We start from the raw sequence: 26,615 nt of genomic DNA, 5'->3' as shown, positions 1-26,615 counted from the left end.
GCTGCTCGTCGTTGTGGGCGCGCTGCTCAACGCATGACTACCAGGCGTACGCCTCGGGGGCGGTGCCGCCGGGACCGGGGAAGATCTCGTCCAGACGGGTCAGCGCCTTGTCGTCCAGCTTGATCTCCAGCACCCGCAGGGCGCCGTCGAGCTGCTCGATCGTACGAGGGCCGATGATCGGCGCGGTGACCGCCCGCTGGTGGAGCAGCCAGGCCAGCGCCACGTTGGCCGGCTCCTCGCCCAGCTCGTCGCAGAACGACTCGTACCGCTCGACCTTGTCGCGGTGCTTGTCGAGCTCGGCGGCGACGCGGTCCGCCGCGGACCGGCCCTTGTCGATCTTGCGGAGGATGCCGCCGAGGAGACCGCCCGCGAGGGGGCTCCACGGGATCACGCCGAGGCCGTAGTCCTCGGCGGCCGGGAGCACCTCCAGCTCGACCGTGCGGGTGAGCAGGTTGTAGTGCGACTGCTCGCTCACCAGGCCGAGGAAGCCGCGCCGCCGGGCCGACTCCTGGGCCTTGGCCAGGTGCCATCCGGCGAAGTTGGAGGAGCCGACGTACAGGATCTTGCCCTGCTGCCGCAGCACCTCCATGGCCTCCCAGAACTCGTCGAACGGCGTGTTCCGGTCGACGTGGTGGGCCTGGTAGATGTCGATGTAGTCGGTCTGGAGGCGCTTGAGCGAGGCGTCAGCGGCCCGCCTGATGTTCAGCGCGGACAGCTTGTCGTCGTTCGGCCAGTCGCCCATGGAGCCGTAGAGCTTGGTGGCGATGACGGTCTTCTCCCGGCGGCCGCCGCCCTTCGCGAACCACCGGCCGATGATCTGCTCGGTGACGCCCTCGCCCGTCTTCCAGCCGTACACGTTCGCCGTGTCGAAGAAGTTGATCCCCACCTCGTGGGCGCGATCCATGATCGCGTACGAGTCCTCCTCGGTCGTGATGGGGCCGAAGTTCATGGTCCCCAGGCAGAGCTTGCTGACCGACAGGCCGGTCCGGCCCAGTTGTCCGTATTCCATGACCGCCAGCTTATGAACCTGGAGTGGACTCCAGTCGAGCCGGGCCCGTACGGATCTTCACAGTGCCTCCAGAGGAGGCGTGGCCCGGGCCGCGTGCCGTAGGGGACGGACTCACGAGCCCGGACCGGCCCTTCCGTGTGCGAGGTCAGGCAGCCCGGCGCTTGGTCAGCCGGGCCTCCAGGGTGATCCCGTCCGTCCGGATGTCACAGGTGCGGAAGGCGCTCTCGGCGGCGAGGCTCTCGAAGCGGGCACGCGAGTAGGCGCGCCGCCGTAACGTGTTCAGCGGGATCCTGGTCATCAGGGAGTTCAGCCGGCTGAGCTCCATCTTCGCGACTTCCTCGTCGATGTCGGCACGTGACGCGTCCCTGTTCATGTCGTGGATCACGGCCGTCCCGCCGTCGCGCAGCACCCGGTGCATCTCGTTCAGGGCTCTGACCGGCCGCCCGAAGTTCTTGAAGGCCGCCTGGCAGACGATCAGGTCGAACGACTCGGCGTCGAAGGGGAGGTCGGCCGCGTCACCCAGCTTGACGTCGACGTCCACTCCCGCCCGGCGGGCATTGGCGGTCGCGATGTCCACGAACGTGCGGCTCAGGTCCAGCCCGGTCACCGCGAACCCGAGCCGTGCCATCTCGACGGCGAGGTATCCCGGGCCGGGGGCCACCTCAAGGATGGCCGCGCCGTTCGGCAGGCCGGCGGTGATCTGGGCGGCGTATCGCCGGACCTGCGCGACCTGGGGCGCCGAGCCGCGCTGGCGGGCGTACCACCGGGCCATGGCGCCCTCCATCTTGGGCGCCTGTGATTGACGTGTGTTCTCCATGATTCCTCCGGTTTCGGATCGTGCATGTCCGAACCGGCCCAGGGGGAGGAGCCCGGCTATTCTTGCGGTTGCCACCTCGTGGCCGGGTTCCGTTCCGCGGGTTCGGTTCGAGGATGAGGGCTCCGGCGGAAGTGTTCCCGCACTCCGCCGGGGCCCGCAGCGGGTCAGTCCGGGGCGCCGCCCCTTTCCGCGAGCTCCGCCACCTCGGGCGGCATCTCGCCCCGCTCGTGCCAGGCTCGCCACGCCGCGAGGTCGGGGAACGAACCGGTGGTCAGCTCGTCCAGGAGCGACCGGGTCCAGGCCGCCTCCGCCTCGCGGATCGCCAGCTCGTACTCCACCTCGACGAGGAACAACCGTGGCACCTCGCGCCTGTATCCGGTCAGCGCCTCCCGCTGCCCGTCGATCTCTTTCTCCAGCAGGGCGAGCCGCTGCCGGAGCAGGTCCGTCACCTCGTCGGGCGCGATGACCTGCCACACGGAGAGCCCGGCCAGGAACCTCGGCTGCTCCCGCTCGGGCACCGCGATCAGCTCGCGGACCCAGTCGGCGAGCTCCTCGCGCCCCGCGTCGGTGATGCGGTAGATCGTGCGCTCCGGGTGCCCGCCGTCCCGGACGCTCTCCGCCACGTCGAGGAAGCCGTGCTTTTCGAGGTTGCGGACCACGGTGTAGAGCGAGCCCCACTTGATCGGCATGTCCCGGTCCTTGCCGCGCTCGCGCATCAGGGAGGCCATCTCGTACGGATGCATCGGCTTGGCGGCGACGGTCGAGAGCACGGCCAGGCCGAGCAGATTGCTCACCTTGCGCTGCTTGGCCATGCCGTCACCCCGTTCTCGGTACTCGTAAACGAGTATACGCAGGCGAGTACCTCGTGGACCAGCCTTGTTCGCGGCCGGGACGGCCGGTCGTGGCGACGTCGGGTCACGGCCGGGTGGCGAGCACCCGGAAGCTGATGCCGCGCGTCATCCGGGACACCGAGTCGATCCGGAGGCCCGCCTGTTCGAGGAAGGGCCGGGGATCCCGGGTCAGGTGGTCGGCCTCCAGCCGTACCATCAGTGGCTCCACCAGCCGCATTCCCGCACGGATGACCGGGTTGGCGGACGGGCCGTGCTCGGCCAGCACGAACCGGCCTCCGGGCTTCAGCACGCGGTACGCCTCCCGGGCCGCGGCGGCGGGGTCCGGGATCGTGCACATCGTGAAGGTGGACAACACCGTGTCGGCGATTCCGCCGGGCAGCGGCAGGTGCTCGGCGTCGCCCTGGCGCAGCTCCACCCGGCCGGTGAGGCCGGCCTGCTCCGCGCGCCGTCTCGCCAGGCTCAGCATGCGCTCGGACAGCTCGATGCCGATGACGGTGACGCCGGGGGCGTACAGGGGCAGGTTCAGCCCGGTGCCGATCCCGATCTCCACGACGTGCCCGCGGGCCTGGCCGACGGCCCACTCGCGGCTCCCCGGGAACAGCCGCCGCTCCCAGACCAGCATCTGACCGTCGTACCGATCGGCCATCTTGTCGAACACGCGAAGCACGTCGGCGTGCGTGGAGGCCCGCATGGAGATCTCCTCTCAGAGGCGGTAGTCCCAGTCGATGTGGCCCGCGCGGACGTCAGCGACGAGGCCGCGGACGAAGCCGAGCTCGGTGCTGACCGCGGCCTGCTGGTACTCGGTCTCGATGAGGAAGACACGCGGGAGGAACGTCGCGGTCGTGGCCAGCTCCTCGCCGAGCGCGGAAAGCCGGGCCTCCAGGGCGGCGATCCGCTCCTGAAGCGCCTCCAGCGCCTCATCGGGCGCCAGCACGGGAAGGAAGGCGAGCGCGGCGGGGAACTCGGGGAACTCCCGGGCGGGGGTGGACACCATCGTCCGCATCCATTGCCTCAGCGTCTCCCGGCCCGCGTCGGTGGGCTCGTAGACGGTCCGCTCCGGCCGGTTCTCCTCGCGCGAGGTCTCCAGGACGGCGATGAGCCCGTCGCGCAGGAGGCGCTCGATGGTCTGGTAGACGCTGTTGCGCTGCGCGACGTTGACCACGTCGTCCTTGTGCCGCTCCTTGATCAGTTGCTGCATCCGGTACGCGTGCATGGGCGTCTCGCAGACCAGGGAGAGCAATGCCATGGCCAGAGGGGAACGCCGCGTCGACATGGCCTTCATCGTAACGGCCTTGCGCTTCTTTAGTCATAATATGTATAGTCATTTCATGACCAAAAGAGCTTTGATCATTGGCGGAGGCATCGCCGGGCCCGTGACGGCCATGGCGTTGCGGCGCGCCGGCATCGACAGTGACGTCTTCGAGGCGTACGACCGTGGGTCCGACGGAGTGGGCGTCTTCCTCACGCTCGCGATCAACGGGCTTGAGGCCCTGCGCGTCCTCGACCTGCACGATCTCGTCTGCGACCTGGGCATGGACTCGTCCGTCATGGAGATGAGCAACGGGAGCGGCAAGTGGCTGGCCTCGACCCGGCAGCCGAGCCGCTCGCTCCGGCGCGCCGACCTCTACAAGGCCCTGCGCGACGAGGCCGTACGGCGGGGTGTGCGGATCCACCACGGCAAGCGCTTCGTCGACGCGTCGTCCACCTCGGGAGGCGTCCGCGCGGTCTTCGCGGACGGAAGCTCCGCCGAAGGCGACCTGCTGATCGGCGCCGACGGGCTCCACTCACGCACCCGGACCCTGATCGACCCCCAGGCGCCGCGCGCCCGGTACGTCGGGCTGCTGAACACCGGCGGCTTCGCCGACGGCATCGAGGTGCCGGGGAAGCCGGGCGCCTACTACTTCATCTTCGGTAAGAGGTGCTTCTTCGGTTACCTGATCCATCCGAGCGGAGAGGTGTGGTGGTTCGCCAACCCGCCGAGCCGTGTGGAGCTCGCCCGGGAGGAGCTGGCGAAGATCACCCCCGAGCGGTGGCGCGCGAAGCTGATGGAGCTGTTCGAGGGGGACGCCGGTCCGATGCGCGACATCATCGCCGCGACCGGGAACATCGCGCCCGGCTGGAACACCTACGACTTCCCGACCGTGCCGAAGTGGTTCAGCGAGAACATGGTGATCGTCGGGGACGCCGCGCACGCGACCTCGCCCTCCTCCGGCCAGGGCGCGTCCATGGCGATCGAGGACGCCGTGGTGCTGGCCATGTGCCTGCGTGACCTTCCCGGGAACGCGGACGCGTTCGCGGCCTTCGAGCGGCTGCGGCGGGAGCGGGTGGAGCGGGTCGTCCGGCACGGCAAGCGCAATGGCGACGGCAAGGCGCCGGGAGCCGTCGGCGCGTACTTCCGCGACCTCGCCCTGCCCATGGTCATGAAGCAGGTGGAGAAGAGGAACGCGCTGGCCTGGATCCACGACTACCGGATCGACTGGGACGACCGGGTGACGGCGGGCGCCCGCTGACGGCCGCCGCTCGTCGGGATCGCGCGTGCCGGCAGGGCCGCGCCTGTACGGCCAGGCATGTCTTGCGGGCTCCTGACCATGCCGGGATCTTTCCGGTACCCGGCGCACGGCGCGCGGACGCCCCTCATCCGCGATGATGGCCGCATGGGGAGCGGGCGGGGGAATCGGGCAGGGGTGAGGCATGTGTCCTGGCTGGCCCTGCCACTCCTCGCCGCTGTCTCGGCCACTCCGCTGGCCGTGGCGAGCGCCGCAGGCGCGGCGGGGACGACAGCGAGTGTCGGAAGGATGCTCGGCGCCGGCTCGTCGGCCGGATCGCGGACTGCCGGGGACGACAAGCCTCTGTTCAAGATCCGTGACGAACGCGTCACCGAGTCGAGCGGGTTGGCGGTCTCCCCGACGCACGACGGCATCGTCTACACCCACAACGACAGCGGCGGCGGCCCGCAGGTCTTCGCCGTGGGGCCGGACGGGCGCACCCGCGCCACCTTCACACTCGCCGGCGCCGTCGCCCGCGACTGGGAGGGCATGGCGGCCTCGGTGGACCCGGCCACCGGCAGGGGCGTGCTCTGGATCGCCGACATCGGCGACAACCTCGACGGCGGCTGGCCGGACGTGTCGGTCTACAAGGTGCCGGAGCCCAGGACCATGGCGGACGCCACCGTGCAGGCCATCCGCTACCGCTTCCGGTACGCCGACGGCGGTCGCAACGCCGAGGGTGTCATGGTCGACCCGCGCACCGGCCGGCTCTACATCGTCTCGAAGGAGATCTCCGGATCCGTCTACGCGGCCCCCGCCAAGCTGCGGACGGACCGGGTGAACGTGCTGCGTCGTGTCGGGCCCGCGCCCATCATGGCCACCGACGCCGCGTACGCCCCCGACGGCTCCAGCTTCGTGATCAGAACCTACTTCTCGGCGTCCGTCTACCGGGCTCCCGGGAAGCTTCTCGCCCACGTGACGATGCCGCCGCTCGAGCAGGCGGAGTCGATCACGTACACGCGCGACGGCGCCGCGCTGCTCACCGGCTCGGAGGGCAGGCGCAGCCCCGTTTACCGGGTGCCCCTGCCGGCCGAGGCCCGCCCTTCGCCGTCCCCACAGCATCACACCGCGAAGCCTCGCACGCCCGCGACCCCCCGGGCCGTCTCCGCGACCCGTCCTGTGGACAACGGTGGCGTGCCGGTCTCGCTGACGCTGTTATGGGTGGGCGCCGCGCTCGGCGCGGTCGGTGTCATCGCCGTCGTCGCGTACCGGACCGGCCGCTGACACTTCGCCGCCGAACACCGGCGCAGCCGAGACGTGCTCCGCCCGAGACGTGCTCCGCCCGAGACGTGCTCCGCTCGAGACGTGCTCCGCCGAGGCGCGCTCTGGTGAGACGGGCTCCGGCGGCTGGATGTCCGGGCGGGCGGTCCGCCCGCCCGGATCGGCTGCCGGCCTGTCACGCCCCCGCGTAGATGCGGTGGACGAACTCGGCGAGCTTGCTGTCCGGCAGCTCCTTCGCCAGGTCGGCCTCGCTGATCATCCCCACGATCCGGTGATTCTCGATCACCGGCATGCGCTTGATCTGGTGCTCCTCCATGGTGACCAGCGCGTCCTCGACGCTGGTCTGCGCGTCCACCCACACGAGCCCGCGGGCCAGCTCGCCGGCCGTGGTCTCGTTCAGGTCCTTGCCCTCGGCGCAGCATTTGATGACGATGTCGCGGTCGGTGATGATCCCCTTGAGCCGGTCGTCGTCGCCGCAGATGGGCAGTGCGCCGACGCTCAGGTCGCGCATCATCTCCGCGGCCGTGCGGAGGCTGTCGTGCTCGCCCACGCACTCCGCCCCCTGGTGCATCACGTCTCGGGCCGTCTTGCCAGGTCTCTCCGTGGTCATCGCGTCCCCCTGGTGCCTTTTTGGTGCCTTAAATGGCTTATGCCCGGTTTCGCGGCCCTACCTCAGAGTCTCGGCACGAAATGCTCCCCGCGAAGGGCGCGCTCCACGAGCTCGATCGACTCCGCCAGCCGCACCAGCCGGGGGCCCTCCTGTCGGTAGACGTCGAGCACGGCCTCGATGGCGTGCGGAGGCAGGTGCTCCTTCAGGTCGACGGCCGCGCCGCGATAGCCGTCCCTGGCGGCCTCGATCGAGGCCCGGACGTGCCGGCGCGCCATCCCGGCCAGCGCGATCGGGTGCCGGCGCAGCACGTCGTACGCGCGGTAGTCGGGCGGCACGGCGTCGAGCAGCCACGACGCGGCCGAGATCGCCCAGTCCTGGCTGCCGGGCGGCCGCACCTCAGGCGGCCAGCCGGGTGGTACGTACACACCTCCACCATACCGAACACAGGTTCGATCGACGGGAAGGCGGGCCGCTGCGAGACAATGTCGGCATGGCGCCTGCACCTGGCCGCTCGGCGGCCGTACGGACATGAGGATCGGGATCGTCGGCGCGGGCATCCTGGGCCTCGCGGTCGCGCGGGAGATGGCGCGCAAGGGCGCCGACGTGACCGTGCTGGAGAAGGAGGACCGGGTCGCGGCCCACCAGACCGGCCACAACAGCGGGGTGGTCCACGCGGGCGTCTACTACGCGCCCGGCTCCCTGAAGGCCGATCTGTGCCGCGAGGGCGTCGCGCTGCTACGCGAATACTGCGCCGAGCACGGCCTGCCGTACCAGGAGGTGGGCAAGCTGATCATCGCCTCCACGCGCGCCGAGCTGGCGGGGCTGCGCCGGATCGCCGACCGGGCCAGGGAGAACAAGGTGCCCGGGATCGCCGAGCTCGACGGGCTGGGCCTGCGGGAGGTGGAGCCCGGCGCGGTGGGGGTCGGCGCCGTCCACTCGCCGCACACGGCGATCACGGACTTCGCCGCCGTCGCGCGCCGGCTCGCCGCCGACGTCGAGGCCGCGGGCGGCGCCGTACGGCTCTCGCACCCCGTGCGCGCGATGAGGGAGACCGCGGGCGGCGTGGAGGTCGTGGCGGGAGGGGCGCGGTTCAGGTTCGACGGCCTGATCTCCTGCGCCGGTCTGGGGACCGACCGGGTGGCCGCAATGACAAGGGCGGCCGGAGACGTCCGGATAGTCCCGTTCAGAGGGGACTACTACCGGCTGGCCGGGGCCGCCCGCCACCTCGTGCGGGGGCTGATCTACCCGGTGCCCGACCCCCGCTATCCCTTCCTCGGCGTCCACCTGACCCGGCGGGTCGACGGCGACGTCCTCGTCGGGCCGAACGCGGTGCCGGCCCTGGCGCTGGAGGGCTACTCCTGGCGGAAGGTCTCCCCGCGCGATCTGCGGGAGATCGTCGCCTGGCCCGGCACCCGGAGGATGGCCGCCGAGCACTGGCGCACCGGCGTCCGGGAGATCTACGGCTCCCTCACGAAACGGGCCTTCGTGGCCGCCGCGCGGCGGTACGTCCCGGCGCTGTCCGCGGGCGACCTGGTCGGAGCGGAAGGCGGAGTGCGGGCCCAGGCGGTGGGGAGGGACGGACGGCTGCTCGACGACTTCGTCATCGATACGCACGGTAGGATCATTTTGGTACGCAACGCCCCGTCGCCGGCCGCGACCTCCAGTCTCGCGATCGCCCGACATATAGCCTTAACGGTTCCCTTACCCCGACCCGCCTAGAGTGCATCCGCCATGGTCGCTGAAACCCTCGAAGCTCGGCTGCTCGTCGTCGAGGACGAGCCGAACATTCTGGAACTGCTCGCCGCCAGCCTCCGGTACGCCGGGTTCGAGGTGCACACCGCCTCCACCGGGACCGAGGCGGTCGCCGCGGCCCAGCGTCATCGGCCTGACCTCATCGTGCTCGACGTCATGCTGCCCGACATGGACGGCTTCGACATCCTCCGCCGGCTGCGCGGGGGCGGCACGCACACCCCGGTGGTCTTCCTCACCGCGCGGGACGCCACCGAGGACAAGATCCGCGGTCTCACGCTCGGCGGCGACGACTACGTGACCAAGCCGTTCAGCCTGGAAGAGATGATCGCCAGGATCCGGGCCGTGCTGCGCCGTACGGCGGGCGACCCGATGTCGGCCCCGCCACGGCTGACCTTCGCCGACATCGAGCTCGACGAGGAGTCTCACGAGGTGTGGCGGGCGGGCTCGGCCGTCCCCCTGTCGCCCACCGAGTTCAAGCTGCTGCGCTACTTCATGGCCAACGCCGGACGGGTGCTGTCCAAGGCGCAGATCCTCGACCACGTGTGGGACTACGACTTCCGCGGCGACGCCGGGATCGTCGAGTCGTACGTGTCGGTGCTGCGCCGCAAGCTCGACAACACCCCTCCGCGGCTCATTCACACCCTGCGCGGCGTCGGGTACGTCATGCGGGTGCCGCCGGCCGGCGCCTGAGCCGTGTCCGGGCGCACGCCACTGCGGATCCGGCTCAGTGCGGCGATGCTCGCGCTGGTGGCCGTCGCGCTCACGGTCATCGGAGTCGCCAGCGTGTCTGTGCTCCGCGGATACCTGGTCAGCCGGGTGGACATGCAGGTCGCCATGGCCGCGAGGGAGGTCACCATGCGGCTGCAGCGCGGTCCCGCCGTCTTCGGCAGGCTGCGGGTGCCGCCCGAGGGCCGGGTGGAGATCCGCGACCGGAACGGCAAGACGGTCTTGGCGCAGGCCGGGATGGGGGTGGAGAGCCTGCCAGGCCCGGGGCCGGTGACCTCCCAGACCCCGCGGACCGTGGCGGCGGTCTCCGGCGAAGGGCTGTGGCGGGCCCGGGTCGTCCCGATCGACGGCTTCGGCTCCGTGGTCGTGGCGGTCGACATGGCGTCCGTCGGGCAGATCACCACGCGGCTCGCCCTCATCGAGCTGCTGGGCGGCGGCGTCGTGATGGCCGTGCTCGCCGTCGTCGGCGTCGTCATCGTACGGCGGAGCCTGCGGCCGCTGTCGGAGATCGAGGAGACCGCCGAGGCCATCGCCCGGGGCCACCTGGGCAGTCGCGTGCCCGACCGCGACCCCCGTACGGAGGTCGGGCGGCTGGCCCGCTCGCTCAACGGCATGCTGGCGCAGATCGAGGCCGCGTTCGAGGCCCGGGCCGCGTCGGAGGCGGCGGCGCGCGAGTCGGAGGCGAGGATGCGTCGGTTCGTCGCCGACGCCTCACACGAGCTGCGCACCCCGCTGACGTCGATCCGGGGGTTCGCCGAGTTCCACCGGCAGGTGCCGGACGCCGACTCCATCCGGTTGATGGGGCGGATCGAGAGCGAGGCCGCCCGCATGGGCCTGCTCGTCGACGACCTGCTGCTGCTCGCCCGCCTCGACCAGCAGCGCCCGTTGGTCCAGCAGCCCGTGGACCTGCTCGCCCTCGCGGCGGACGCGGTGCACGACGCGCGAACCCTCTGCCCCGGCCGGGTCGTCTCGCTGGAGGTGGAGGGGGACGCGGCGCTGATCGTCTCGGGAGACGAGGTGCGGCTGCGGCAGGTCGTGGGAAATCTGATGAACAACGCGACGACCCACACCCCCGAGGGCACCCCGATCACGGTCAGGGTGGGCAACGCGCAGGAACAGGCCTTCATCGAGGTCGCGGACAAGGGCCCGGGGCTCACCCCGGAGCAGGCCGGCCGGGTGTTCGAGCGGTTCTATCGGGCCGACCCGTCAAGGACGCGTCCCTCGGGCGGCACGGGCCTCGGGCTGGCGATCGTGGACTCGCTGGTCCGGGCCCACGGGGGGACCGTGGACGTGCGGTCGGAGCCGGGCGCGGGGGCCGCCTTCCGGGTCGTGCTGCCCCTGGCCCCCGAGGCGCTGCCCTGAAGCGGTCCGAGCGACGAGGGCTACGAGGTGAACGGTGACCGTCGGCGTACGAGCCCCTCAGGGGTGTCGACGTGCACCGGAACCATGAGTGAGCCGTCGTCGCGCTCCGCGCGCTCGTCGGCCGTCCGGCCCGTCCGCCTGTTCACCGGCAGTTCTCCTGACTCTGTCCTTTCCGGTCGAACTCCTCCTGCGACACCACTGTGCCGACCCCCCTGAGTACGCTGCCGGGCCGCAGCGTCGCGAGGTCCGCGACGTCGAACTGCACGTGAAGGGTCGAGTGCGTGTTGTCGTTCGACCAGCCGTAGGCCAGATAGGTGATTGACGGATCCGGCCTGAAGCGTCCTCGTGAAAGCGTCCAGCCACCCGACGGCGCATCCGGCTGGAACGAGGCGGTCTGGCCCGTCAGCGCCTGCGCGTCGTAGCTGGCGTCGCTCACGCTGGGCTCATCCGAGGGGCCTGGGGACAGCCGGTTGTGGTAGATGGTCACCCCGTCCGGGGCGGCCCCACACCAGGCGAGGACCACGACGAGACGACCGGCGGCGTCCACGCTGATTCCGGTGTCTCCGTTCGTCTCGACGGTGCAGCCCGTGACGCCCGCCAGGAGCACACCGGCGAGAGCCGCGCTGAGCCATCGACGCATGCCCCGACGGTACGCCTCATGCGATCTTGTGCGCAGTCCGCGATCGCGACTCGTGACACGATCGCCCCGAACCCGTTACGCCCGGCCGCGAGGCGATCTTCCCGCGTGCGGGCATCGCCTCGCGAGTGAGCCCGTCTTCCGCCATGGCGACTCCGGCGCGGGAGCCGGGCGCGGATCGCGGTGTCATGCCGGTCCGGGTGATCACACTCCGCTGATCACACCCCGCTGATCACACCCCGGCGGGGAAACCGTCGTCGGGAAAGCCGCCCGTGGTGGCGCTCGCCGGGAGCACGATCTGGTCGCCTTGGGACAGTCCGCTGAGGATCTCGGCGTACCGGTCGCCGCGTACGCCGACCTTCACCGGGCGCTGGACCTGCCGCCCGCCGTCCATGACCGTGACCGCCGTGGTGCCGTTGGCGAGCGTCCGTACGGCCTGCACCGGGACGGCGACGGCCTGGGCCGCCTCACCGGTCGTCACCCGCACGGTCGCGGTCTGCCCCAGCAGCAGCCGGGCGGGCCGGCTGTCCAGGGTGATCGTCACGCCGTAGCGGACCAGGCGGTTGCTGGTCGTCGCGGTGGGGTCGATGTGGGCGACCTTCCCCGCGAACTCCTGACCCGGGCTGGTGACCACCGAGACCGACGCCTTCTGGCCGACTTTGAGGGCGCCGACGTCCGACTGGGTGAACATCGCCTCCACCTGGAGGTCGTCGAGGTCTCCCAGGGTGATGAAGGCGCCGCTCGTGTAGCGGGTCCCGACGGTTCCGGCCACCGACAGGATCGTGCCGGTGGAGGGCGCCTTGATCGTCACACCGGCGAGGGCCTCCTTGGCGTCGGCGTAGTCGGTCGTGGCCTCGCTGACCGAGGCCTCGGCCTGGGCCTCCGTGAGCTGGGCGCCGCCGCCACCTGCACCGCCACCGCCTCCACCGGTGAAGCCGCCTCCGCCTGCGCGACCGCCGCCGGTGAAGCCGCCTCCGCCGCCGGGTCCACCGCCCGCGCCGCCGCCCTGACCGCCCTGACCGCCTTGACCGCCTTGACCGCCCTGGCCTTGCCCGTTACCGCCTTGTCCGGTCCCCCCGGGGCAGCCCGTGGTGGGGCGGCCGCTGGGAGACTGGGTCGGATGCGGAGAAGCCGGGGGTGTGGCCGTCGGAGGCACCGAGATGCTGACGGTCACGTGAGGCTCGGGGGCCGGCTTCGCACCGTGAGCGTGCGTGGGAGCGTGTGTGGGAGTGGGACGAGGAGCGTGCGTGGGAGCGGGGCTGTGCGCCGGGGTGGGGTGTGGCTTGTGGGGCGCGCTGGGGCGAGGGCTGTGCGTCGGCTTGGGGGAGGGGCTGGGTGAAGGGCCGGACGTCTTCTTGCCGCCCTCTTCGTAAAGCGCGAGCGAGACGGCCGTCGCTCCCATGGCATCGCCAGCCACCGTTCCAGCGCCGGTAGGGGCGCCCCCGGTGGAAGGCGTACCGGTGGGAGCCGCTCCGGTGGGGGCGCCGCCGGTCGGGGAGACGGCCGGTGTCGGCTTCGACGTCGGGCAACTGGACCCTGTCCCGCCCCCGGCACCCGAGCCCCCGGCACCGGACCCACCGGCTCCAGAACCTTCAGCCCTTGCCCCAGTCCCGGAACCGCCAGTCCCGGAACCGCCGGCTCCAGATGTGCCGCCGCTCCCACCGCCGCCGTGGGCTCCGCCCCCGGTGCCGCCCGCGCCGCCCGTGCCGCCCGAGGTGGCCGTCGCGCTCACGTAGGTGCCGTTCTGGACCTTCTCCAGGGTGTCCTTGGCCGCCGCCAGGGCCGCCTTCGCCGCGTCGTAGTCCTCGCGGGCGATGGTGTCGTCGATCCGGGCGAGGACCGCTCCCTTGCGGACCTTGTCGCCCGCCTTCACGTAGAGCTTCTGGACCGTCCCCTCCGCTCCGAAGGCCAGGTCGCGCGTCCCGTTGTCCACGGTCGTGCCCGCGGCGGAGACGTACGCCGTCACGGTCCCGACCGTGGCCGAGGCGAGCGAAACCCGCTCTGCCGCGGGGGAGTCACCGTGGGCGGCGTAAACCATGGCGCTGCCCGCGAGGACGATCCCGGCCAGTGCCGGCCCTCCCACACGGAGCGTAGTGGTCGATCTCATGGCGGCCATCCTGCTGAAGCCACGTCACCGCCGGCTTGGTCGTACCTGAGAGTTTTCTGTAAATGCGACTGTCAGCAAATCCTCAGGGTCGGCCGAGGTTGCCCGAAGCGGGGTTTGCCAGTCTCCGGGGTCGTGAAGCTGTCGACGAAGCGCAGAGCGCTGATCATCAACGGCGCCTTGGTGGTGTTGCTGCTCGGCGGGATCGCCGCGGCCTGGGCGTCCCTGGGCGACGACTCATCGACCGGCTCGTCGCCCACGACCATCCGCGTCACCCGCGGGACGGTGCTGGCCTCGGTGTCCGCGTCCGGCGCGGTCGAGAGCGCGCGTACGCGGGCCCTCGACTTCGGGGCGAGCGGCACGGTCGAGACCATCCATGTCGAAGCGGGCGACAAGGTGAAGAAGGGCCAGGTGCTCGCCCGCCTCGACGACACCGCCGCCGAAGAGAGTCTCGAAGCGGCCAAGGCGAGTTACGACGCCGCCGAGGACGAGGACACCTCCACCCCCTCCGGCTACTCGCAGTACATCAGTGCGCGCAACGCCTACCGGGCCGCCAAGCGGACTCTCGCCGGGACCGTCATCAAGGCTCCCTTCGCCGGCATCGTCACCGCGGTGAACGGCAGCGAGGGCGGCTCCTCGGGCGGCTCGGGGTCCGGGTCGCCGACCGGATCCGGCACCGGTTCGCAGGGGGGCTCCGGAGGCTCCTCAGGAGCCTCTGCCGCCTCGTCGTCCAGCGCGAACACCGGCTCCACCGGCGGCTTCATCGATCTGGCCGACCCCGCCCGGTTGCAGGTGGTCGGGAACTTCACCGAGGCCGACGTGACCCGGCTGAAGGTCGGGCAGGCGGCCACGGTCTCCTTCGACGCCCTTCCCGGCGTGACCGCGACGGGCAAGGTCACCACGATCGACCCGCAGGCGCAGACCAGCAACAACGTCGTCCAGTACGCCGTGACCATCTCGCTGAGCGGTGTCCCGCAGACCGTACGGCTGGGGCAGACGACCTCGGTCCAGGTGGTCGTCGGCCGTGCCGAGGATGTGCTCACCGTGGCCGGCAGCGCGGTCACGACGGCGGGCGGGCAGAACACGGTCACCGTCCTGCAGAACGGCAGGCAGGTCGTACGGCGCGTGGAGGTCGGCCTCAAGGGCGACTCGACCACCGAGATCACCTCGGGCCTCCAGGAGGGCGACCAGGTGGTGCGGCCGCAGACGACCGGCGGCACGGGCGGCGCCGGCGGCTTCCCGATCCCAGCCGGCGGTGGCGGCGGCGGACTCGGCCGCGGCTTCGGCGGCGGCGGGGGAGGGGGAGCCCGATGACGGGCGGCCCGGCGCCGGTCCTCGACATCCGGCAGGTCACCAAGGTCTACGGAGAGGGCGAGACGGTGGTCCACGCCCTGCGCGGCGTCACGCTGTCGGTCGACCCCGGCGACTACGTGGCGATCATGGGGGCGTCCGGATCGGGCAAGTCGACGCTGATGAACATCATCGGCTGCCTCGACGTGCCGTCCTCGGGGCGCTACCTCCTCGACGGCACCGACGTCGGCGCGCTCGACGACGTGCGGCTGGCGATCGTACGCAACCGCAAGCTCGGGTTCGTCTTCCAGTCGTTCAACCTGATCCCCCGGATGAGCGCCCTCGCCAACGTGGAGCTTCCCCTGGCGTACGGCGGGGTCAAGCCGGCGGAGCGGCGCAGCCGCGCGCTCGCCGCGCTCGACCGGGTCGGGCTCGCCGACCGGGTCGGGCACCAGCCCAACGAGCTGTCGGGCGGGCAGCAGCAGCGGGTGGCGGTGGCGAGGGCCCTCGTCACCGCGCCGACGCTGCTGCTCGCCGACGAGCCCACGGGAGCACTCGACAGCAAGTCCAGCGAGGACATCATGACCATCTTCGACCGTCTCAGCGTGAGCGGCCGGACCATCGTCGTCATCACCCACGAGGAGGAGGTCGCCTCGCACGCCAAGCGGGTCATCCGCCTCCTGGACGGCCAGATCATCGAGGACGCCCGCATGTCGCCCGTCAGCGGCCTGCCGCCCCGGTTCGCCGAGGTGGCGTTGTGAGCACCGTCGAGGTCCTGCGGTTCGCCCTGCGAGGGCTGGCCGCCAACAAGATGCGCAGCGGCCTGACCATGCTCGGCATCCTGATCGGCGTCGCGGCGGTGATCCTGCTGGTCGCCGTCGGCCAGGGGTCGTCGCAGCAGATCCAGCAGAACATCCAGCGGCTCGGCGCCAACTCCCTGACGGTCATGCCCTCGACCTCCGGAGGCGGAGGCGGTGGCGGAGGCGGGTTCGCCCGGATCTTCGGCGGCGGCGGGGGCGGTGGTGGTGGACGTGGTGGTGGAGGCGGCGCGCAGCAGAACACCGGCCCCCGCACGCAGGCCAAGGACCTGACCGTCGAGGACGCCAGGGCGCTCGCCGACGCCACCGGCGCCCCCTCGGTGAAAAGCGTCTCGCCGGTGGTGACGGCCCAGTCCCAGACCGCGACGTATGAGGGCGCGAGCCACTCGATCAGCCAGCTGGTCGGCACCTATCCCAGCTACTTCGAGGCGTCGAACAAGCCCGTCGTCAAGGGCACCTACTTCTTCAACGACGACGTCATGGCGGCCAGGAAGGTCGTCGTGATCGGGCACACCGTGGCGGAGGACCTGTTCGGCACGGTCGACCCCGTGGGCAGGCAGATCACCGTGTCCGGCGTGCCGTTCACCGTGGTCGGAGTGCTCAAGGAGGCCGGCTCGACCGGCTTCCAGGACGCCGACGACGTGGCGATCGCCCCGCTGCCCGCCGTACAGCAGAGCCTGACGGGCTTCGGCCCGCTCGGGCAGATCCTCGTGCAGGCCAAGAGCGCCGAGACCGTCGACGCCGCGCAGAGCGAGGTGACCGAGATCCTCAACGCCAGGCACGGCATCACCGGCGCGGCGGCCGCCGACTACCGCATCCTCAACCAGGCCACGCTCCAGGAGACCGTGAGCGCCGCGACCGGCACGTTCACGGTGCTGCTCGGCGCGGTGGCCGCGATCAGCCTCCTCGTGGGCGGCATCGGGATCACCAACATCATGCTCGTCACGGTCACCGAGCGGACCCGGGAGATCGGCATTCGCAAGGCGATCGGGGCGCCGAAGGGCGCCATCCTCGGCCAGTTCCTCGCCGAGGCGACGATGCTCAGCCTCGTGGGCGGCCTGCTGGGCGTGCTGATCGCCGTCCTGGGCGCCCAGTTCACCATCGCGGGAGTGGAGCCGGTGATCGTCCCCACGTCGATCGTGCTGGCCCTCGGCGTGTCCATCGCCATCGGGCTGTTCTTCGGCAGCTACCCCGCCAACCGCGCCGCGAAGCTGCGGCCGATCGAAGCTCTCCGCTTCGAGTGAAAGCCTTCGAGTGAAAGCCAGGGAGACGAATGTGAGCAGGCACGGGATCGAGTCTCCGCTGGAGACATCGCCGTTCGACGACGACCTGCAGTCCGTGCTGGCCGCGAACCCGCCGCGCGCGAGGGCGTCGAGGCTGACGCTGGCGCTGAGCGGGGGCGTCCTGCTGGTGGCCGGGCTGCTCCTCGGCATCCAGGCCCACAAGCTGTTCGGCGGCGACACGAGCCGACTGACGGCGGCGCGCAACGGCGGGTTCGGCGGAGGCGGGTTCGGGGGCTTCGGCGGCGGGCAGGGTGCGGGCGCTCCGGGCGGCGCGCGCGGGGCCGGGGGCGCCGGTGGCGGCGGCGGCGGCGCCGGAGGTGGGGCCGGCGCCGGTGGCGGCGCGGGAGGCAACGTCACCGTCGGCACCGTCAAGCTGGTGGACGGCGACAAGATCTACGTCCAGACGTTCGCCGGCGCCCTGGTCACCGTGAAGACCAGTGGCGACACCAAGGTGCAGGTCGCCAAGCCCGGCAAGGTCGCCGACCTGGCGGCCGGCGGGTTCGTGACGGTCAGCGGCCCCAAGGGCGCCGACGGGACGGTGAACGCCACGTCGGTCACCCAGGGCTCGGCCATGGGCGGCGGGAGGCAGGGATCATGACAGCCGAAGGCCGGCTGCTCGTCGTCGACGACGAGCCGAACATCAGAGAGTTGCTGTCGGCCAGCCTGCGGTACGCCGGATTCGAGGTCATGACCGCCGCGGACGGCCGGGAGGCCGTGCAGGTGGCCGAGCGGCTGCGGCCCGACCTGATCGTGCTCGACGTGATGCTTCCCGACATGGACGGCTTCGCCGTGTCCGACCGGCTGCGCGCCGCCGGCCGGCGGATCCCCGTCCTGTTCCTCACCGCGAGGGACGCCACCGAGGACAAGATCAGCGGGCTGACGCGGGGGGACGACTACGTCACCAAGCCGTTCAGCCTGGAGGAGGTGCTGGCGCGGATCCGCGCGGTGCTGCGCCGCACCCGCGGCGGCGACGCCCTTCCGTCGCGGCTGCAGGTCGCCGACCTGGAGATGGACGAGGACTCCCACGAGGTGTGGCGGGCCGGCACTCCGGTGCGGCTGTCGCCGACGGAGTTCAAGCTGCTCCACTACTTCATGGTCAACCAGGGCCGGGTGCTCTCGAAGGCCCAGATCCTCGACCACGTGTGGCATTACGACTTCGGCGGCGACCGCAACGTGGTCGAGTCGTACGTCTCCTACCTCAGGCGGAAGGTCGACACGACGGAGCCGAAGCTCATCCACACGCTCCGCGGCGTCGGCTATGTTCTCCGTGCTCCGCGCCGGTGAGCTGAGACGACGCGCCGCCCGGACCCCGCTGTGGCTGCGGCTCGTCGGGGGGACGCTGCTGGTGGTGGCCCTGGCCGTCACGCTGACGGGCGGCTTCGCGGTCCATCTCCTGCGTGGCTACCTCGTCGAACGGGTCGACACCCAGCTCCTCGCGATCGGCGAGCGGCTGCCGGACATGCCGGACATGCCATGGCCTCGCGAGCAGGAGGCCGGGCCGCCGCGGCTTTTCGGCTTCTTCTACGTCGCGGACGTCGACGCGAACGGCGCGGTGGTCCGGGTCATCCAGGAGCCCCCGAACGGCGAGCTGCCCGCGCTGCCCAGACCCTCCGATCGCACACACCCGTGGCTGTTCACCGTGGAGGCTCCTTCGGGGACCCTGTGGCGGGCGATCGCCGTACGGAGCCGCGCCGGCGGCTTCCGCGTCGCGGCGATCAACCTCGACGACATCGACCGCATCGTCTCCCGGCTCGCCTTCATCGTGTCGGGGGTCGGGTTCGGCGTGCTCGCCGCGCTCGCGGTCGCCTGTTTCGCGCTCGTACGGCGGAGCCTGCGCCCGCTGGGCGAGATCGAGCGGACGGCCGGGGCGATCGCCGCGGGCGACCTGTCGCGGCGCGTCCCGCTCCGGCATCCGCGTACCGAGATGGGCCGGCTCGGCCGGGCCATCAACGGCATGCTCTCGCAGATCGAGGCGGCCTTCCGGGACCGGGAGGCGTCGCAGGAGCGGATGCGCCGCTTCATGGCGGACGCCTCCCACGAGTTGCGCACGCCGCTCACCTCGATCCGCGGCTTCGCCGAGCTGTACCGGCAGGAGGGCTCGCAGGACCCCGGGCGGCTGCTGCGCCGGATCGAGGACGAGGCCGTCCGGATGGGCCTGCTCGTCGACGACCTGCTGCTGCTCGCCCGCCTGGACCAGCAGCGGCCGCTCGAGCGCCGCCCGGTCGACCTGCTCAGCCTGGTGGCCGGGGTCGTGCTCGACGCTCAGATGCTCGCCCCCGACCGGGAGATCGACCTGCACCGGCTGGACGGGTCCGACCGGCCGGTGCGGGTCGTCGGCGACGAGGCCCGGCTTCGCCAGGTCGTCGGCAACCTCGTCGGCAACGCCCTGCGGCACACCCCGGAGGGCACCGCCTTCCGGGTCGGTGTGGGCCTCAAGCCGGGGCTCCGCCCCGACGCGGTGATCGAGGTGGCCGACGACGGCTCGGGGCTGCGGCCGGAAGACGCCGAAAGGATCTTCGAACGGTTCTACCGCGCCGATCCGGCCCGCAGCAGGGCCGACTCGGGCGGCACGGGGCTGGGGCTGTCCATCGCCGCCGCCCTCGTCCATGCCCACGGCGGCACCATCACGGCTGAGAGCGGGCCCGGCGGCGGCGCGGTGTTCCGCGTACGCCTGCCCACGTGCCCGCCCGTAACGAAAGGTTAGGTCGATCCCATGCGCCACCTGTACGCCGCGGCCCTCGTGGCTTTGGCCGTCTCGATCACCGGATGTGGCGGAGGCGACACCTCGGCGAGCGGCGCCGGCGGTACTCCCACGGCGGGCACGGGCTCCGGCGCCGGCGGGGACTCCCGCGCGGCGTTCACCGAGTGCCTGCGCAAGAACGGTGTCACCATGCCCACCGGACGCCCCACCGGACGCCCCAGCGGGCGTCCGGGCGGATGGCCCAGCGGACGGCCGAGTGCGTGGCCGAGCGGACGCCCCAGCCGGGGGCCCGGCGGCTTCCCGTCGCCGTCCGGTGAGATGGGCAAGGCCTTCGAGGCGTGCCGCTCCCTCATGCCGCAGGGCGCCTTCGGCCGCGGGAACGGCCGTGGGGCGGACCCGAACGCCCTGCAGGCCTTCCGTACCTGCATGAAGGACAACGGGGCCGAGCTGGCGCAGGGAGCGGGGATGAGGGACATCGACCGCGGCGACCCCAAGGTGGCCAAGGCGTTGGAGAAGTGCCGGGTGCTCCTCCCCGCGTCCACGCCCGCGCCCACCGGCTGACGGGCGTGTCGGTGCCCGGTGCCTGATTCGAGGGGCCTCCTGCGGGAAGGTCGTTGGGTATGCCGGGGAACGACGGGCTGCTGGCGGCCCTGCAGGCTCTGCGGCGTCACCTCGGCCAGGATCTGTTCCCCCTGGCCATCGGTGACGTCGCGGCTGATCGCCGCGCCCTCAAGGAGCTGAGCGGGCAGCTCGACGACTACCTGCTGCCCCGGCTCGCCGCGATCGACGCGCCGTTGCTCGCCGTCGTCGGCGGCTCCACCGGGGCGGGGAAGTCCACCCTCGTCAACTCGCTCGTCGGGGCCACGGTGGCCGAGCCGGGCGTGCTGCGGCCGACCACGCTGGCCCCGACGCTGGTCGCGAACCCGGCCGACTCGGCGTGGTTCACCTCCACCAAGATCCTTCCTGGGCTGGCGAGGGTCACGGGGGGAGGCCGCGGCGAGCCGGGCACGCTGAAGGTCGCGACCGCCGACAGCCTGCCCCCCGGCCTGGCGCTGCTCGACGCCCCCGACATCGACTCGGTGGTCACCGCCAACCGCGAGCTGGCCGCGCAACTGCTCGCCGCCGCCGACCTGTGGCTGTTCGTCACCACCGCCTCCCGGTACGCCGACGAGGTGCCGTGGGGCTTCCTGCGCCTCGCCCGGGAGCGGAGCACGGCGCTCGCGGTCATCCTGCAGCGGGTGCCGGCCGAGGCCCGCGACCCCGTGGTCGCCGACCTGGTCCGGCTGCTCAAGGAGAACGGCCTGGCGGGCACGCCGCTGTTCACCGTCCCCGAGCTGGAGCTCCCCTCGGAGCGGGCCCGGCTGCCCGCCGCCGTCGTGCAGCCGATCGCCACATGGCTCGCCACGCTGTCGGTGGACGCCAAGGCACGCGCGGGCGTCGTACGGCAGACCCTCACCGGGGCGCTCGACAGCCTCGCGACCCGGGTGCCCGACCTGGCCGGCCGGATCGACCGGCAGCGGGACGGCATCGCCGAGCTGCGCGACGTCGCCGACAAGGCGTACGAGCTGGGCATGTCGTCATTCGACGAGGGCATGCGGGACGGCAGGCTCCTGCGCGGCGAGGTGCTGGCCCGCTGGCAGGACTTCGTCGGCACCGGCGACCTCATGCGCTCGCTGGAGTCGCGCATCGGATGGCTGCGCGACCGGATCACCGCGGTCTTCCGCGGCCGCCCGGCCCCGGACCGGGAGCTGCGGGTGGCGCTGGAGACAGGCGTCGAGTCGCTGATCCGCGCAACAGCCGACGGCGCCGCCGAGCGTGCCGTGGAGTCGTGGCTCGTCCTTCCGGCGGGGCGAGACCTGCTCGAACGCTCCGGCGTGGCCGTGTCGGGCCGGCTCGGCCGCGCCTCTCCCGAGCTCCAGGCGCGGGCGCGTGAGGCCGTACGGTCCTGGCAGGGGTTCGTGCTCGACCTGGTCAGGTCCGAGGGGGCCGACCGGCGGACGCTGGCGCGGGCCGCGTCGTTCGGCGTCAACAGCCTCGGCGTGCTGCTGATGCTCGCCGTGTTCGCCTCCACGGGAGGGATCACCGGCATCGAGCTGGGCATCGCGGGCGGCACCGGCGTGCTCAGCCAGAAGCTCCTGGAGGCCGTCTTCGGCGACCAGGCCGTCCGTACGCTGACCCAGGAGGCGCGCGACGACCTGCGCCGCCGGGTCCGGGAGTTGCTCGACGAGGAGCGTGCGCGCTTCACCTCGCTACTCGACGGTCTCGGCCCCGCCGACGACACCGCCGCCCTGCTGAGGGACGCCGCCAAGGCCGTAGCGGAAAGGGGCGAGCTGTGAAGCTCCTGCGCAGGAAGGCGGGGGTGCCGCTGGACGACCGGCTCGCCGCGCTCGCCGAGGCGGCCGACCTGGCGGAGGGGCGGCTCGACCAGGTCGCGGTCGACCGGACCCGCGCCGTCGTCGCCCAGGCGGGAGTACGGCGCGGCCTGTCCGTGGACCACACCGCCGTGGCCCTCGCCGGGGCGACGGGCAGCGGGAAGTCGTCGCTGTTCAACGCCTTGTCGGGCACCGAGCTGGCCACCGTGGGGGTGACCCGGCCGACCACCTCCAAGGCGCAGGCCGCGCTGTGGGGGCCGGACGGCGCCGGACCGTTGCTCGACTGGCTCGACGTCCCTCTGCGCCACAACGTCGCGGCGGCGGCGGACGGCCCGGATCCCGAGCACGGGCTGATCCTGCTCGACCTGCCCGACCACGACTCCATCGAGCTGTCCCACCGGCTGGAGGTCGACCGGCTGGTGGCCGTCGTCGACCTGCTGGTGTGGGTGCTGGACCCGCAGAAGTACGCCGACGCCGCCGTGCACGACCGCTACCTGCGCCCGCTCGCCCGCCACGGCGACGTCATGGTGGTCGTGCTGAACCAGGTCGACCGGCTGCCGGACCGGGCGGTCGAGCGCTGCCTCGACGACCTGCGCGGGCTGCTCGCCGCCGACGGGCTGGAGGGCGTGCCGCTCATCGGCGTCTCCGCACGGACCGGGAAGGGCGTGCCCGAGTTGCGGGCGCTGCTCGACCGCCAGGTCTCGCGCCGCCAGGCCTGGGCGTCACGGCTCGCGGCCGACGTCGCCGCGGCGGCATCCGGCCTCTGGCCGGGCACGTCGCCCCCGGAGGCGCCGGGGGCGCAGGGGGTGCAGGGGGTGCAGGGGGTGCAGGGCGCGCCGAGGTCGGCAGGCGTGCCGGGGGAGGCCACCCTGCCGGAGGTGACCATGGGCCGGCCGCTCGCGCGGGCGCTGGAGCAGGCGGCGGGGGTGCCGCTGGTGGTCGAGGCGGTGGCCAAGGCGCACCGGCACCGGTCGGTCGCGGCGACGGGATGGCCGGTCACCCGGTGGCTGCGCCGCCTGCGGCCCGACCCGCTGCGCCGGCTCCACCTGTCCCGGGGCGGCGGGCACACGTCGCTGCCCAAGGCGTCGGCCGTACAGATCTCGGCTGTCGAGACGGCCCTGCGGGACGTCGGGGCGGCCGCGTCGGCCGGCGTGCCCGAGCCGTGGGCGACGGCCGTACGGCACGCGGCCCGGTCACGGGAGGGCGAGCTGACCGGCGCGCTGGACCGCACGGTCGCGAGCGGCTCGCTCGGCGCCTCGCGCGCACCCCGGTGGTGGCGCGCGGCGGGGACGCTGCAATGGCTGACCGTCGCCGCCATGGTGGCCGGCGGGCTCTGGCTTCTCGCGCTGTTCGCGCTCCGCTCCCTGCTGCTGCCGGAGCCGCTGACGCCGACGCTCGGCAGGGTGCCGTGGCCCACGGTGCTGCTCGTGGGCGGCGCGATGGCGGGCCTGCTGCTGGCGGCGTTGTGCCGCGTGGTGGCGTGGCTGGGCGGCCGCCGCCGGGCGCGCGGGGCCGCGAAGGCCCTGCGCGCCGGCATCACGCAGGTCGGTGAGGACCTCGTGATCGCTCCGACCAGGGACGAGCTGGCCCGTTACGGCCGGTTCGTCGAGCGGGTCACGGTCGCCGGATCCTGACGTTCGTCCAGCCCGCCGAGGGGGTCGGTCACCTCGGTGGCCCCGCTGGATTCAGTGGGCGGTTCGTGGTGCTCCGCGCCGCTCGCCGCGGCGTCCGGTATGGCATTCGGCACGGTGTTCGGCGTGGCGTTCGGCGCGGTGTTCGGGGCGCCTTCGATCGCGCCGAGCTGCCTTCCGCCGCCTGCGAGCCGGCGGGGGCCCATCTCGCTGTCGTCGGCGGTGGCCTTGGCCTCCTCGGCGGCGCGCTGGGCCTCGGCGACGGCCTCGCTCGCGCCCGCCGCCCGCTGCCGCTCGCCGGCGAACCGCTCCGCGTGCTCGCGGGCGGCGGGAGAGGTGGGCAGCGCCTCGCTGAACGCCTTGGACACGCCCTGCAGCGCCGAGGTGACCTCGCTCGGGATCACCCAGAACGTGTTGCCCGGCCCGTTGGCGAGCTGGGGGAGCATCTGGAGGTACTGGTAGGCGAGCAGCTGCGGGTCGGGGTCGTTGCGGTGGACCGCCTGGAACACCTCGTCGATCGCCTGTGACTGGCCCTCTGCCTTGAGGATCTGCGCGGTCCGCTCGCCCTCGGCGCGAAGGATCGCGCTCTGCTTCTCACCTTCGGCCGTGAGGATCTTCGACTGCCGCTGGCCCTCGGCGGTGAGGATCGCCGCGCGCTTGTCCCGCTCGGCGCGCATCTGCTTCTCCATCGCCTCCTTGATGGTCTTCGGCGGGTCGATCGCCTTGATCTCGACCCGGTTGACCCGGATGCCCCACTTGCCGGTGGCCTCGTCGAGGACTCCCCGGAGCTGGCTGTTGATCGTGTCGCGGGAGGTGAGCGTCTTCTCCAGGTCCATGCCGCCGACGACGTTGCGCAGCGTCGTCACCGTGAGCTGCTCGACGCCCTGGATGAAGTTGGCGATCTCGTACGCCGCGGCCCTCGGGTCGGTGACCTGGAAGTACAGGACCGTGTCGATGTCGACGACCAGGTTGTCCTCGGTGATGACCGGCTGCGGCTTGAAGGACACCACCTGTTCACGCAGGTCGATCAGCGGCCGCACCCGGTCGATGAAGGGGATCACGAAGTTCAGGCCGGGGCCGAGCGTGCGGTAGTACCGGCCGAGCCGCTCCACGTTGCCCGCCCGGGCCTGGGGCACGATGCGGACCGCGCGAAGCACTATGAAGACCGCGACCAGGGCGATGACGATCCCCGCGATAAGGGCTCCGTCCATGCTCACTCCTGTATATAGGTGCTGCTCAATCCCGTGGATAGACGAGAGCGGTGGCGCCCTCGATCTCGATGACGTCGACCGTGGCCCCCGTGGGAATGACGAGGGTCTCGTCGTAGGCGCGCGCCGACCACTCCTCGCCGCCGATCCGCACCCGGCCGTCCCGGCCCGTCACCTCAGCCGTGACGTACGCGGGCCTGCCGACCAGTGAGGAGACGCCGAAACGCTGGAGCGGCGGCTGGCGGATGTGGCGGCGGGCGATCGGGCGGACCCCGAGGAGCCCGGCGGAGGAGGCGATGACGAAGACGGCGAGCTGGAGGGCGGGAGGAAGCCCGACGAGTGCGACTCCGGCCGTGAGGAAGGCCGCGATGGACAGCAGGCCCAAGGCGGCGGTGAGCGTGAAGAGTTCCGCGACGCCGAGCGCCGCTGCCAGGATGAGCCAGACGATCCAGGAATCCACTGCCGCCTCCACAGCGATGAACGAATCACGCTCGGATTGCGTTCCTCCTTCTCACGTTAACTCCGTATGGCGTCGCCGTGCAGTGCGCTGCCGTCGAGCCAGGCGGGCCACGGCAGCTGCCAGAAGCCCCAGCCGTTGAGCGGCTCCAGCAGGCGGTCGGTGCCGGTGACGACGACAGGGTCGCCGCGCAGCGCGTGCTCGTAGAACCACCGGGCCTGGTCCGGCCGGGCGTTCACGCAGCCGTGGCTCTGGTTGACCCGGCCCTGCGCCCACACGTTGCCCATCGCGTGGACGTACTCCCCGCTGTTGGAGATCCGCACGGCGAAGTCGATCAGGTTGTCGTAGTACTCCGGGTCGCCCTTCTGGCGGCCGGGCGAGATCATGCGGACCGGGTTGCCCTTGTCCATGGTCAGGTGCACGCCGCTCGTCGTGGTGTACTCCGTGGTCGTGGCCATGCCGGCGCTGATGGCCATCCGCTGGGCCACCTTGCCGTCCTGGCGCACCACCATCTGGTGGGTGCGGGTGTCCACCGTGCTGACCATGGCCCGCCCCACCGTGAACGCCACGCTCCGGTCGGCGGCGCCGTACGTGCCGGGGCCGGCGCGGACACCCGCGAGGTGGGCGGTGAAGGCGACGGCGCTCCTCGCCGGCCACATCCGTCTCGTCCGGTAGACGGCCTGGCCGGGGCCGAACCAGTGCCACGCCCCCTCGCCGGGCCCGCGCACCTCCAGTGCCCGCTCGACGGCCGCCCGGTCCTGCACGGGCCGGGTGAAGGTCACGATGATCGGCATGCCGATCCCCACCGTCTCCCCGTCGTACGGCGTGACCGAGGCGACGGCGAGCGCGTGTTGCGGGCGGAGAGTGCGGAACCGGGCGGCGAGCCGGGAGGTGACGCCCTGGGAGCCGGTCGCGACGGCGTTCACGACGTAACCGGTGCCCGGGCGGAGAGTCCACGACGAACGCCACACCGTGCGCGACGGGTCGAACGCCCCGGGCACCCGATCCCGCCCCGCGAACGCCACCACGCTCGTCAGCCTGCCGCCGTCGGCCCTGACCACAAGCCCGGCGTCGGGCGGCGCCGCCACGGCGTCGGGCGCGGGCGACATCGTGATGCGCGGCGCGGGAGGAACCCGCACGGCGCAGCCCGCCAGGCTGCCCGCCATAGCGCCGGCCATGAGGAGGAGGGCCGTCGCCCAGGCGATCCACCGCATGCGTTC

At 72.2% G+C, this 26,615-nt stretch carries 27 protein-coding genes; 14 read left to right on the top strand and 13 right to left on the bottom strand.

The window, feature by feature from the left end; all coding sequences use genetic code 11:
• Positions 1–37: 37 nt before the first annotated feature.
• From AB0B72_RS28520 to AB0B72_RS28500, 5 genes are all read right to left on the bottom strand, one after another.
• Positions 38–1,009 carry an aldo/keto reductase gene (locus AB0B72_RS28520; protein ID WP_367742153.1) on the bottom strand — a complete coding sequence of 324 codons (972 nt, stop codon included), beginning with the start codon at positions 1,007–1,009 and terminating at the stop codon, positions 38–40.
• Between the two features lie 145 nt (positions 1,010–1,154).
• The gene (locus AB0B72_RS28515; RefSeq protein ID WP_367742152.1) at positions 1,155–1,826 is read right to left on the bottom strand and encodes a class I SAM-dependent methyltransferase; all 672 of its coding nucleotides are present in this window, start codon (positions 1,824–1,826) and stop codon (positions 1,155–1,157) included.
• A 164-nt stretch (positions 1,827–1,990) separates the two neighbouring features.
• Positions 1,991–2,638 carry a PadR family transcriptional regulator gene (locus tag AB0B72_RS28510; RefSeq protein ID WP_367742151.1) on the bottom strand — a complete coding sequence of 216 codons (648 nt, stop codon included), beginning with the start codon at positions 2,636–2,638 and terminating at the stop codon, positions 1,991–1,993.
• A gap of 103 nt (positions 2,639–2,741) precedes the next feature.
• Positions 2,742–3,368, bottom strand: a complete 627-nt coding sequence (locus AB0B72_RS28505; protein ID WP_367742150.1) for a class I SAM-dependent methyltransferase — start codon at positions 3,366–3,368, stop codon at positions 2,742–2,744.
• 12 nt (positions 3,369–3,380) lie between these two features.
• Positions 3,381–3,950, bottom strand: a complete 570-nt coding sequence (locus tag AB0B72_RS28500; protein WP_367742149.1) for a PadR family transcriptional regulator — start codon at positions 3,948–3,950, stop codon at positions 3,381–3,383.
• A 55-nt stretch (positions 3,951–4,005) separates the two neighbouring features.
• Here AB0B72_RS28500 and AB0B72_RS28495 point away from each other — a divergent pair, with 55 nt between their 5' ends.
• Both AB0B72_RS28495 and AB0B72_RS28490 read left to right on the top strand, forming a co-directional pair.
• Entirely contained in the window at positions 4,006–5,187 is a 1,182-nt protein-coding gene (locus AB0B72_RS28495) for an FAD-dependent monooxygenase (RefSeq protein ID WP_367742148.1), read from the top strand.
• A 183-nt stretch (positions 5,188–5,370) separates the two neighbouring features.
• On the top strand, positions 5,371–6,447 hold the full coding sequence (locus AB0B72_RS28490) for a hypothetical protein (RefSeq protein ID WP_367742147.1): 1,077 nt from the start codon (positions 5,371–5,373) through the stop codon (positions 6,445–6,447).
• A 172-nt stretch (positions 6,448–6,619) separates the two neighbouring features.
• Here the strand turns inward: AB0B72_RS28490 and AB0B72_RS28485 are convergent, their stop codons facing one another.
• A complete protein-coding gene (locus AB0B72_RS28485; RefSeq protein ID WP_367742146.1) occupies positions 6,620–7,054 on the bottom strand; it encodes a CBS domain-containing protein in 435 nt (144 codons plus the stop codon).
• A gap of 62 nt (positions 7,055–7,116) precedes the next feature.
• Complete coding sequence (locus tag AB0B72_RS28480; RefSeq protein WP_367742145.1) at positions 7,117–7,479, bottom strand: hypothetical protein; 363 nt, start codon at positions 7,477–7,479, stop codon at positions 7,117–7,119.
• Positions 7,480–7,582: 103 nt separating this feature from the next.
• On the opposite strand from AB0B72_RS28480, the gene lhgO reads away from it, so the two are divergent.
• From lhgO to AB0B72_RS28465, 3 genes are read left to right on the top strand one after another with little or no spacing between them, the layout of a single operon-like run.
• On the top strand, positions 7,583–8,773 hold the full coding sequence (gene lhgO, locus AB0B72_RS28475) for an L-2-hydroxyglutarate oxidase (protein ID WP_367742144.1): 1,191 nt from the start codon (positions 7,583–7,585) through the stop codon (positions 8,771–8,773).
• A 12-nt stretch (positions 8,774–8,785) separates the two neighbouring features.
• Positions 8,786–9,496: a response regulator transcription factor gene (locus AB0B72_RS28470; RefSeq protein ID WP_367742143.1), complete on the top strand. Its 711-nt coding sequence runs from the start codon at positions 8,786–8,788 to the stop codon at positions 9,494–9,496.
• Between the two features lie 45 nt (positions 9,497–9,541).
• Entirely contained in the window at positions 9,542–10,894 is a 1,353-nt protein-coding gene (locus AB0B72_RS28465) for an ATP-binding protein (protein ID WP_367742142.1), read from the top strand.
• Between the two features lie 20 nt (positions 10,895–10,914).
• Here the strand turns inward: AB0B72_RS28465 and AB0B72_RS28460 are convergent, their stop codons facing one another.
• From AB0B72_RS28460 to AB0B72_RS28450, 3 genes are all read right to left on the bottom strand, one after another.
• A complete protein-coding gene (locus tag AB0B72_RS28460; RefSeq protein WP_367742141.1) occupies positions 10,915–11,040 on the bottom strand; it encodes a hypothetical protein in 126 nt (41 codons plus the stop codon).
• Positions 11,037–11,534, bottom strand: a complete 498-nt coding sequence (locus tag AB0B72_RS28455) for a hypothetical protein (protein WP_367742139.1) — start codon at positions 11,532–11,534, stop codon at positions 11,037–11,039. The genes AB0B72_RS28460 and AB0B72_RS28455 overlap by 4 nt, the downstream gene beginning before the upstream one ends.
• A 229-nt stretch (positions 11,535–11,763) precedes the next feature.
• Positions 11,764–13,638, bottom strand: coding sequence for an efflux RND transporter periplasmic adaptor subunit (locus AB0B72_RS28450; protein WP_367742138.1), 1,875 nt, complete (start codon positions 13,636–13,638; stop codon positions 11,764–11,766).
• Positions 13,639–13,770: 132 nt separating this feature from the next.
• Here AB0B72_RS28450 and AB0B72_RS28445 point away from each other — a divergent pair, with 132 nt between their 5' ends.
• The 9 genes from AB0B72_RS28445 to AB0B72_RS28405 are packed head-to-tail and all read left to right on the top strand — an operon-like array spanning position 13,771 to position 23,733.
• Complete coding sequence (locus AB0B72_RS28445) at positions 13,771–14,949, top strand: efflux RND transporter periplasmic adaptor subunit (protein WP_367742137.1); 1,179 nt, start codon at positions 13,771–13,773, stop codon at positions 14,947–14,949.
• A complete protein-coding gene (locus tag AB0B72_RS28440; RefSeq protein WP_367742136.1) occupies positions 14,946–15,686 on the top strand; it encodes an ABC transporter ATP-binding protein in 741 nt (246 codons plus the stop codon). Before AB0B72_RS28445 ends, AB0B72_RS28440 begins: the two co-directional genes overlap by 4 nt.
• Entirely contained in the window at positions 15,683–16,987 is a 1,305-nt protein-coding gene (locus AB0B72_RS28435; protein ID WP_367742135.1) for an ABC transporter permease, read from the top strand. The genes AB0B72_RS28440 and AB0B72_RS28435 overlap by 4 nt, the downstream gene beginning before the upstream one ends.
• A 31-nt stretch (positions 16,988–17,018) precedes the next feature.
• The gene (locus AB0B72_RS28430) at positions 17,019–17,624 is read left to right on the top strand and encodes a hypothetical protein (protein ID WP_367742134.1); all 606 of its coding nucleotides are present in this window, start codon (positions 17,019–17,021) and stop codon (positions 17,622–17,624) included.
• The gene (locus AB0B72_RS28425) at positions 17,621–18,310 is read left to right on the top strand and encodes a response regulator transcription factor (RefSeq protein ID WP_367742133.1); all 690 of its coding nucleotides are present in this window, start codon (positions 17,621–17,623) and stop codon (positions 18,308–18,310) included. The genes AB0B72_RS28430 and AB0B72_RS28425 overlap by 4 nt, the downstream gene beginning before the upstream one ends.
• Positions 18,285–19,730, top strand: coding sequence for a sensor histidine kinase (locus AB0B72_RS28420; protein ID WP_367742132.1), 1,446 nt, complete (start codon positions 18,285–18,287; stop codon positions 19,728–19,730). Before AB0B72_RS28425 ends, AB0B72_RS28420 begins: the two co-directional genes overlap by 26 nt.
• A gap of 9 nt (positions 19,731–19,739) precedes the next feature.
• A complete protein-coding gene (locus AB0B72_RS28415) occupies positions 19,740–20,288 on the top strand; it encodes a hypothetical protein (RefSeq protein ID WP_367742130.1) in 549 nt (182 codons plus the stop codon).
• Positions 20,289–20,347: 59 nt separating this feature from the next.
• Positions 20,348–22,063 (top strand): ABC transporter, encoded by a 1,716-nt coding sequence (locus tag AB0B72_RS28410; RefSeq protein ID WP_367742129.1) that lies wholly within the window; start codon positions 20,348–20,350, stop codon positions 22,061–22,063.
• Complete coding sequence (locus tag AB0B72_RS28405; RefSeq protein ID WP_367742128.1) at positions 22,060–23,733, top strand: YfjP family GTPase; 1,674 nt, start codon at positions 22,060–22,062, stop codon at positions 23,731–23,733. The genes AB0B72_RS28410 and AB0B72_RS28405 overlap by 4 nt, the downstream gene beginning before the upstream one ends.
• Here the strand turns inward: AB0B72_RS28405 and AB0B72_RS28400 are convergent.
• The 3 genes from AB0B72_RS28400 to AB0B72_RS28390 are packed head-to-tail and all read right to left on the bottom strand — an operon-like array spanning position 23,691 to position 26,609.
• Positions 23,691–24,941, bottom strand: coding sequence for an SPFH domain-containing protein (locus tag AB0B72_RS28400; protein WP_367742127.1), 1,251 nt, complete (start codon positions 24,939–24,941; stop codon positions 23,691–23,693). The two genes, AB0B72_RS28405 and AB0B72_RS28400, sit on opposite strands and share 43 nt — an antisense overlap.
• Before the next feature lie 25 nt (positions 24,942–24,966).
• Entirely contained in the window at positions 24,967–25,398 is a 432-nt protein-coding gene (locus AB0B72_RS28395; RefSeq protein ID WP_367742126.1) for an NfeD family protein, read from the bottom strand.
• A gap of 56 nt (positions 25,399–25,454) precedes the next feature.
• The gene (locus AB0B72_RS28390) at positions 25,455–26,609 is read right to left on the bottom strand and encodes an Ig-like domain-containing protein (protein WP_367742125.1); all 1,155 of its coding nucleotides are present in this window, start codon (positions 26,607–26,609) and stop codon (positions 25,455–25,457) included.
• Between the last annotated feature and the right edge of the window lie 6 nt (positions 26,610–26,615).

Source organism: Microbispora sp. NPDC049125 (assembly GCF_040802045.1).
In the GTDB taxonomy this organism is placed as follows: domain Bacteria; phylum Actinomycetota; class Actinomycetes; order Streptosporangiales; family Streptosporangiaceae; genus Microbispora.
The sequence above is the reverse complement of the archived record's forward strand: the minus strand, read 5'-3'. Positions and strand labels throughout refer to the sequence as shown.